The organism is Cupriavidus sp. D384 (genome assembly GCF_001652915.1).
Lineage (GTDB): Bacteria > Pseudomonadota > Gammaproteobacteria > Burkholderiales > Burkholderiaceae > Cupriavidus.
Map to the genome: position 1 here is coordinate 1 of NZ_BBQI01000014.1, position 7,467 is coordinate 7,467.

General features: G+C 61.2%; 8 protein-coding genes. 4 read left to right on the top strand and 4 right to left on the bottom strand.

Going from position 1 to position 7,467, the window contains the following annotated elements; all coding sequences use genetic code 11:
- Positions 1-556 precede the first annotated feature (556 nt).
- Positions 557-697: a hypothetical protein gene (locus A9J21_RS31420; protein ID WP_156545722.1), complete on the bottom strand. Its 141-nt coding sequence runs from the start codon at positions 695-697 to the stop codon at positions 557-559.
- 130 nt (positions 698-827) lie between these two features.
- Between A9J21_RS31420 and A9J21_RS06970 the strand changes: the two genes are divergently transcribed.
- Both A9J21_RS06970 and A9J21_RS32650 read left to right on the top strand, forming a co-directional pair.
- Positions 828-1,987 (top strand): IS3 family transposase gene (locus A9J21_RS06970; protein WP_156545724.1). Its coding sequence is split into 2 segments (ribosomal slippage): positions 828-1,095 and positions 1,095-1,987, totalling 1,161 coding nucleotides; the frame shifts between segments, so codons are not numbered across the junction.
- 137 nt (positions 1,988-2,124) lie between these two features.
- The gene (locus tag A9J21_RS32650) at positions 2,125-2,253 is read left to right on the top strand and encodes a tail fiber assembly protein (RefSeq protein ID WP_082926284.1); all 129 of its coding nucleotides are present in this window, start codon (positions 2,125-2,127) and stop codon (positions 2,251-2,253) included.
- A 67-nt stretch (positions 2,254-2,320) separates the two neighbouring features.
- Here A9J21_RS32650 and A9J21_RS06975 read toward each other — a convergent pair whose 3' ends face one another.
- Positions 2,321-3,490, bottom strand: a complete 1,170-nt coding sequence (locus A9J21_RS06975; protein WP_066733264.1) for an acyltransferase — start codon at positions 3,488-3,490, stop codon at positions 2,321-2,323.
- 1,023 nt (positions 3,491-4,513) lie between these two features.
- Between A9J21_RS06975 and A9J21_RS06980 the strand changes: the two genes are divergently transcribed.
- On the top strand, positions 4,514-4,795 hold the full coding sequence (locus A9J21_RS06980; RefSeq protein WP_231906843.1) for a hypothetical protein: 282 nt from the start codon (positions 4,514-4,516) through the stop codon (positions 4,793-4,795).
- A gap of 32 nt (positions 4,796-4,827) precedes the next feature.
- On the opposite strand, the gene A9J21_RS06985 is transcribed toward A9J21_RS06980, so the two are convergent.
- The gene (locus A9J21_RS06985) at positions 4,828-5,157 is read right to left on the bottom strand and encodes a multidrug efflux SMR transporter (protein WP_066733267.1); all 330 of its coding nucleotides are present in this window, start codon (positions 5,155-5,157) and stop codon (positions 4,828-4,830) included.
- A 362-nt stretch (positions 5,158-5,519) separates the two neighbouring features.
- Between A9J21_RS06985 and A9J21_RS06990 the strand changes: the two genes are divergently transcribed.
- Complete coding sequence (locus A9J21_RS06990; RefSeq protein WP_066733268.1) at positions 5,520-6,047, top strand: hypothetical protein; 528 nt, start codon at positions 5,520-5,522, stop codon at positions 6,045-6,047.
- 56 nt (positions 6,048-6,103) lie between these two features.
- On the opposite strand, the gene A9J21_RS06995 is transcribed toward A9J21_RS06990, so the two are convergent.
- Entirely contained in the window at positions 6,104-7,294 is a 1,191-nt protein-coding gene (locus tag A9J21_RS06995) for a benzoate/H(+) symporter BenE family transporter (protein WP_066733270.1), read from the bottom strand.
- Positions 7,295-7,467 lie beyond the last annotated feature (173 nt).

The following is a 7,467-nucleotide window of genomic DNA, read 5'->3' on the forward strand; positions in this document are numbered from 1 at the left end:
ACACCTCGGCGCAGCGTTTACAACCTCCTCTGACGCTCCAATTAAAAATGCCGTTCAGTTCTTAACTGAACGGCATTACACCTTTGGGTGGCTTTTTCTTTAAAGTCGAATCCATCCTGAGCGTTTTCCACTGCCGTGGCATGGCCCGCAGTGCGTCCAAGAAAACGTTCCATCCTGGTTTTGCACGCTAGCACCTCCCTTGCCGAGGCATGCTTTACACAGTTCAATCAACTCAGATTGGGACATGAAGATGGGTTGCCAAGCCTCTGGTCGGATCTCGAACCCGTCAATTAGCTCGTAGGGATTCCGGCTAGATACTTGCGCGTACATCCTGCGCTTGCCGCAAAGGTAGGTCACCAGAATGTCTGAGGCATCTTTGGGTGCTTCTTCCATTGGCCGCCATACCGGACGGGTCTTCGACTTCTCGTCATTCGTGAACAAGGACATTCGGGGCTCTCCGATAGGTGCTTGAAATACGAGGAACGCGAGGTTTGAAAGATAGCCTATTTCTGTTGCTGTTAGCACGGCCAGTGATCAAAAGTTACTGATTGTGCATTTATTGCGAACAGATTCGCTCAAACGCATCATGATCAAAGTCCGCGCCCGTGATCAGCCTCGACGGGCTCGGCGTGCTGGCCAGCAAGAATTTTAACTCGTGCCGTACTTCCTCCAGATCGTCGCCGGCCGGGTCGCCCATGCCACTCTCCCAGCCGTGAAATCCGTTCGATTCGGTGCCAGCATGTAGACGATCAATCGCTGCTTGTAGTGGTCCAATTTCCTCAGACAGGTCGATAGGTGGAAAATCACGATCGACGACGAAAGAGGATATGACAAAGCAACGCCGCAAGTTTGACGCTGCCTTCAAGCTGGAGGTAGTCCGGATGATCCGGGATCAGGGCCTATCGGTCGCCGAGGTTTGCCACACGATGGCGATTGGCGAGACCGCCTTACGGCGCTGGCTGGTCCAGTACGACCTTGAAGTGGCTGGCGGCAAGGGCGTGGGCAAGCCGCTGACGCCCGAGCAGCAGCGCATTCGCCAGCTCGAAGAGGAAAACCGCCGCCTGAAGGAGGACAACCTGATCCTAAAAAAGGCATCGGCCTTCTTCGCCCGCGAACTCAAGTGATCTATCGAGTGGTTAGCGGATTGCAGAAGGAGGCGATCTCCATCAGTCGGGCCTGCCGGGTGCTGGGCGTGAGCCGGGCGGGGTATTACGCGGCCGGGCGAGAGCCTGCCACCAAGGAGAAGGCCTTGCGGCAGGCGGTGTATGTGCGGGCGGCGTTCGAGGCCAGCGGACGTACCTACGGCAGCCGGCGCGTGGCGCAGGATTTGGACAAGCAGGGGGTGAAGATCGGGCGCTATCGGGCCCGCACGCTGATGCGCCAGGAGAATCTGCGCCCGGTGTGGAAGCGCAAGTTCGTGGCGACGACTGACAGCCGGCATGGCAGGCCGGTGGCGCCGAACGTGCTGAGCAGGCAGTTCAGGCCCGCACAGCCCAACCGGGCCTGGGTGTCGGACATCACGTATGTGCGCACGGGGGAAGGCTGGTTGTATCTGGCGGTGGTGTTGGACCTGTATTCGCGCAAGGTGGTGGGCTGGGCCAGCGCAGCGGCCATGCCCGCCGCGCTGGTGGCGTCGGCCTTGAAGATGGCCATCCTGCAGCGCAATCCGGCGCCCGGACTGATCGTGCATTCGGACCGGGGCAGCCAGTATGCAAGCGAGGAGTACCAGGGGTTGCTGGCGCGCCACGGCCTGGTTTGCAGCATGAGCCGGGCGGGCGATTGCTGGGATAACGCTGTAGCCGAATTGAACCTGAAAATGGAGCGCGTCTGGCAGAGGCGGTACGTCGACCGGGCCGAAGCCCGGCGCGATATCACGCAGTACATCGTGGGCTTCTACAACCCGGTGCGCTTGCATTCGACACTGGGCTACACGTCGCCAACAGAATACGAGGACAAGTTCCAACAGACCACCCTAATACCTGTCTGAAAAAACTTGACCACTACAGATCCACCCCGACTTGGTCTGGGTGGATGTGAGGACTCCCAACCCGAGGCCGGGAGAAGGTTGGCCCTATTCGAGCTTTGGGGCGTCGGTGGCGACAATACTGACGGCGGATCTATGCCATGCGGGACGACAGGCTTGCAATGGCCGCCTTGCGCATCGCGTCGCTGGAGGACGCAGCAAGCTTGGCTGTGGGCACCGACGAAGAGATGGCGGCACTACTTGAATGGCGGCGTTGCTGGGTTTCATAGAACCGAATCAATCGGCAGCCCGAGTTTCCCACTACGGTTGAATTTCCGTTGGATCCAACGGACGCGGTCAGTTAACCTGCCCGGAGACATGAGGTCTACGAGCCCGAGACAGAAGCGCGCCGCCTATGCGGATTCCAGGTAGTTCTATTGCGCGGTAGACAACATACGCGAAGCAGGTCGTAAGCACGAAAACGGCAATCCAGATGCCTATGGTGCCGACGGCAAGCGAGTAGCCCGCGGCCTGTGCGGCATGTCCGATTCTCGATCCAACGATTGCAAGGAAGAAGCCATGGAAAAGGTAGACGGGGTAAGACACGTCCGAGAGGAACGTGACGAGCCTCGATCTGCAAATCTTGGATAACCAATGCAGCCTGGACGCTATTGGGGCGTACGGCAATACGAAGACCGCCATCAAGGCAGTGGGTACTACCAGCCAAAAGACTTGGATTTTGTAGATGTCGATCATCTTAAAGCAAAAGGCAATGGCGAGAGCGATATAGCCCGCCTGACGCAATTGAGACAACCCAGGGCGTGTCGCCTCGAAGACAAGGACGCCCGCGAGGAAGATCGGAAGCCTGAAGAACAGCAACGACGGTTCATAGTAAAACGACATCACGCTGGCGCCGATCGCCTCGTCGATACCCCACTTGACAAGATAGCAAAGCACGGCAAGAGCAACTGCGATTCGTGCGGCGCCAAATCGGCGCATGGCGACGTAGATGATCGGGAACGCGACGTAAAACTGGATCTCCAGGCTCAAGCTCCAGTCCGGTAGGAACGTTGAGAATGAGTAGGTCGGAAAGAGACCGAACAGGAACGACAGGTGCAGCAGGATGTTGCTGAAGGTGTACTGCGTGCGCATGGGGTCGTAGACCCAGTCACCCTGCCATGCAGCGGGGTTCAGCGCACGAAGTTCGGCGTATCCGGTCAGGTATTCGCCTGCCAACAGTACTGCCAGACCGAGCGAGAGGTAATAGGCTGGGGCGAGGCGGAAGTAGCGTCGGACATAGAACGGTATCCAGTTCCGAGGCTGTGCCATCGGCTCTTTGTCACTGCGAGCCGACACCGTATATGCCATGAGGAAGCCTGACAGGACCATGAACACGTCTACGGCAATCTTTGGCGCCGGAAACGGTACATTTGCCCACCAGCCGCCCCAGATCATGCAGTGCGCCGTAAGTACCCAATACGCAGCAAACGCGCGCAGGCCATTGAGAAAAGAGGTGTCTTGAGTCATTCGCGAATCGGTGCCTGTGAGGCGCGATTTTTATCCAGCGCAATTCTACAGGTCGTTGCCGGAGGCCACCTTTTTCTTGCCCCGAGCGGGTAGATTCATTTCCGCAGGCGCGGTGGCAGCAACTCGATTCAAGGTTGGGCAGACGATATTGAGGGACAGAACACCTTGATCTCTGCACTGTGCAGGCAAGGCGCTGAGCCGTTTTGAAGCCGGCGTTGTTCGTGGAGCTTTTTGAAGCACGGCGATCCTGGAAGGCCTCGGCATATCGCATGCTGCGGACGCCTGAGGACCATAACTACTTTTCGTGTGCACGGATCAAGCTTTCGACGGCGAATTCGGCCTCCTGAAAACGGAGCGCCAGCCAACAACAAGGGCACCTTCGGATAGTTTTCTTAGAGGCAAATCCATCTTGAGACTTTGCCACTGCCTTCGCGTGGCCCGCAGTGCGTCCAAGAAAACGTTCCATCCTAGTTTTGCACGCTCACACCTCTCTTGCCGAGGCATGCTTTACATAGTTCAGTCAACTCAGATTGAGACATGAGGATGGGTTGCCAAGCCTCTGGTTGGATTTCGAACCCGTCAACTAGCTCGTAGGGACTGCGGCTGGAAACTTGCATGTAGGTGATTGGGGTCGACAGGTATTCGCGCAGTAGCGGGGTCCGCCTTGCCAATGGTCCCGGTCCCCGTCGCCATGGTAGTACCCGTCCCGATACCCGCCGTGATCCGGCGCCACCGCGCACCCGCCGAGCAACATGGCGGTAGCGGCAGCCGCCAGCACAAGAATGCTTTTCATGAGGCGCTCCTTAACGGGCATCCACGGGAACAGGCCGCCAACGGGTGGCCTGTTTGTCATTTGCAGGCCCGGCTATGGTCTGCCGGACAGGGCCGCCGATTTCTGCAGAGCGATTTCAGCAAACGGCTATCATGTAGCCCGCACGCCGCAACCGCGGTGGTGCTGTCTGCCCAAACTGCCGATCCATGCCCTTTTTCCGGACGCCTCTGCGCTGGCTTTCAGCGCTAGCCATGATTGCCGCTGCCCCCGCGGGGGCCGTGCAACCTGCGTCCGATCCGGCGTTGAACGATACGTCCGGTTGTACTGCGCTGATCGATATCGTCCAGGAAAGCCTGCGTGGCGAGATTGACGTGGTGTGTCCGAAGGATGGCAAGGACGCCTGCGAGGCCAAGAATGGGCAGATCCGGGCGTTGCTGGATATTGTCGACGAGCGCCGCAAGCGCAAGGCCGACGAGTGCGAGACGCTGGTGCAGGTCAACCGCCTGCTGCGCACGCTGCCGCCCAAGAGCTGAACCCCCGGGGTGGCTGGCGCCCGGCAGCCCGGTTAGTGGCTCATTTTCGAGAACAGCTGGATGACCGCCACCCCGGCGATGATCAGGGCAATGCCGACCACGGCCGCCAGATCGGGTACCTGGCGATACAGGACCACGGCGATCATCGTCACCAGGACAATGCCCGCGCCCGACCAGATCGCGTAGGCCACGCCCACCGGCACGGTTTTCATCACCTGCATCAGCAACCAGAACGCGGCTACGTAGCCGGTCACGACCAGCACGCTGGGCCAGAGGCGCGTGAAATTCTCGGCGGCCTTGAGGCTGCTGGTGGCGATGACCTCGGCGACGATCGCCAGGGCGAGAAGCAGATATCCATTCATGGCGGGGCGGAACAAAAATAAAAAGCGTTTGGATCGGGCCAAAAGAGACCATTAAGGCGCCTGGGTGCACCATTATGCAAGATGCACTCAATTGGGGGCTGCAAAAGGGTGCCGAAAAAGCCGAGAATCCAGTCTGCATGCGGGTTTCCGGCGGTTGGATTTACCCTCCCTCGCGGTGGTTGTGCCAAATCCAATACCGGTCTTGAATGCAATGTGTACGCCATAGCTGCCCGGGGAAGAAAATCGAGGCGGCCAACAATAAAAGTCGCGGCGACAGAGAAACCAGTGGACTGACCATGCCGGCACCCAAAAACGATGCGCCGGTGGCGGGACGCAGGTAGACGGGATCAAAGGGGAGCTGTATGAAGTCCGATCTGGATGCGGCCACGGAATGGCCAGTCATCACGCGGCTGGCTGACGTCGAGGGAACGTCCGACCACCGAACCGAAACCGGCGACGGTGTGTGGCAGAACACGATTGCCGCCGCCGACCAGGCGCTGGAGGAAGCCACCCGTATCCAGCGGGGCGTCCAGCATAACCTCAAGCTGCAGCAGGAAATGCGGGCCTTGCGCGAGGAATTGCGCCGCGCGCATACCGAGATCGACCGCTACCGTGGCATGCACGCGCGCGTGGTGGTCAGCATGCGCCAGCTAGAGGAAGACCACACCACGGAAATGACGCGGCTGCAGGCCGACAACGAGATGCTGCTGGTCCGGCATCGCGTGTACAAGCTGCTGGCCGAGCACTATGGCACGGCCGCGCTGCGTTTCGAGCCTGCGGTGTTTGCCGAGCACCGCGACCGCGTGCTTGAACACGTGCTGTTCCAGCGGCGCAAGGGCGTACCGGTGACCGAGATCGGCGCGGCCGACGTGGCGTTCCTGCTGCTCTGAAGGCAGCAGGCGGCTGGCACCCGGCAGCAGCGCCAGGCGGCCGGGGTCAGCCGGGGTCAGCCGGCCCTGGGCTCGCGCGGCTTGAGCACCGCCAGCGCGAGCATGCCCCCCACCACGCCCCAGAAGGCCGATCCCACGCCCGCCAGCGTCATGCCGGACGCCGTGATCATGAACGTCAGCAGCGCCGACTCGCGCTCAGCCGGCGTCTGCATGGCCACGGTCAGCCCGTTGGCGATCGATCCCAGCAACGCAAAGGCCGCCACGGCCACCACCAGTGCCTTCGGGAATGCTGCGAACAGCGCGGCAATACTGGCCGCCATCACGCCCATCACCAGATAGCCGACCCCGCAAACCACGGCCGCCATATAGCGGCGGCGCGGATCTGCATCGGCCTGCGGGCCGGTGCATATAGCCGCGGTGATGGCCGCCAGGTTGATGCCGTGGGAGCCGAACGGTGCCAGGATGGCCGATGCGATGCCCGTCACCGCGATCAGGGGGCTGGCCGGCACGTGGTAGCCATCGGCACGCAATACGGCAAGTCCCGGGATGTTCTGGGAAGCCAGCGCCACGATGAAAAGCGGCACGGCGATGCTGACAAATGCCGCCAGCGAGAACGTCGGCGTCGTCCACACCGGCAGCGCCATCGCGAAATGAAACTGCTCGAAGTGCAACAGGCCCATCGCGCCGGCCAGCACCACGCCCAGGGCCAGCACGCCCGGCACTGCGTAGCGGGGCCACCAGCGCCGCCCCAACAGGTAGGCGGCAAACATTGCCAGCAGCAGCACCGTCTGGTACTGGGCCTGCACGAACACATCCACGCTGATGCGGAACAGGATGCCGGCCAGCAAGGCCGATGCGATGCTGGCGGGCAGCGCCTTCATGAGCTTGTCGAACCAGCCGGTCAGGCCCGCCGCGGTCATCAGCAACGCGGCCATCAGGAAGGCGCCGATCGCTTCGGAATACGGCACACCGGGCAGGCTCGCGATCAGCAGCGCCGCCCCGGGCGTGGACCAGGCCACCACGATCGGCACGCGCATCGCCAGCGACAGCCCCAGTGTGGTCACACCCATGCCGATCGACAGTGCCCAGATCCACGACGCAATCTGCGGATCGGTCAGGTGCGCCGCCTGGCCGGCCTGGATCATCAGCACCAGCGAACTGGTGTAGCCGGTCAGCATGGCGATCAGCCCGGCCACCAGCGTGGAAACGGAAAGGTCTGACAGCCGGATGGTGGGGGCGGGGGTCATGGGGTGTCGTGCTGAAGCGGCGCGGAAGGCGGTGGGCCGGTATCTTCGCACGGGATGCCGGGGTGACCGAGGTTTTTCTCCCCTCTCCCGCCTGGCGGGAGAGGGGCGGGGGAGAGGGCCCGGCCGTTCAAATATCCGCCGTGTGGGCAAGCAGGGCCTTTACGCCCCCCCCC

What these genes read in the sequence shown, in the direction of transcription:
- A9J21_RS06975 (WP_066733264.1), bottom strand. Translation starts at nt 3,490, where the DNA reads ATGACTCAAGACACCTCTTTTCTCAATGGCCTGCGCGCGTTTGCTGCG.
- A9J21_RS31420 (WP_156545722.1), bottom strand. Translation starts at nt 697, where the DNA reads ATGGGCGACCCGGCCGGCGACGATCTGGAGGAAGTACGGCACGAGTTA.
- A9J21_RS06985 (WP_066733267.1), bottom strand. Translation starts at nt 5,157, where the DNA reads ATGAATGGATATCTGCTTCTCGCCCTGGCGATCGTCGCCGAGGTCATC.
- A9J21_RS32650 (WP_082926284.1), top strand. Translation starts at nt 2,125, where the DNA reads ATGCGGGACGACAGGCTTGCAATGGCCGCCTTGCGCATCGCGTCGCTG.
- A9J21_RS06995 (WP_066733270.1), bottom strand. Translation starts at nt 7,294, where the DNA reads ATGACCCCCGCCCCCACCATCCGGCTGTCAGACCTTTCCGTTTCCACG.
- A9J21_RS06990 (WP_066733268.1), top strand. Translation starts at nt 5,520, where the DNA reads ATGAAGTCCGATCTGGATGCGGCCACGGAATGGCCAGTCATCACGCGG.
- A9J21_RS06980 (WP_231906843.1), top strand. Translation starts at nt 4,514, where the DNA reads ATGATTGCCGCTGCCCCCGCGGGGGCCGTGCAACCTGCGTCCGATCCG.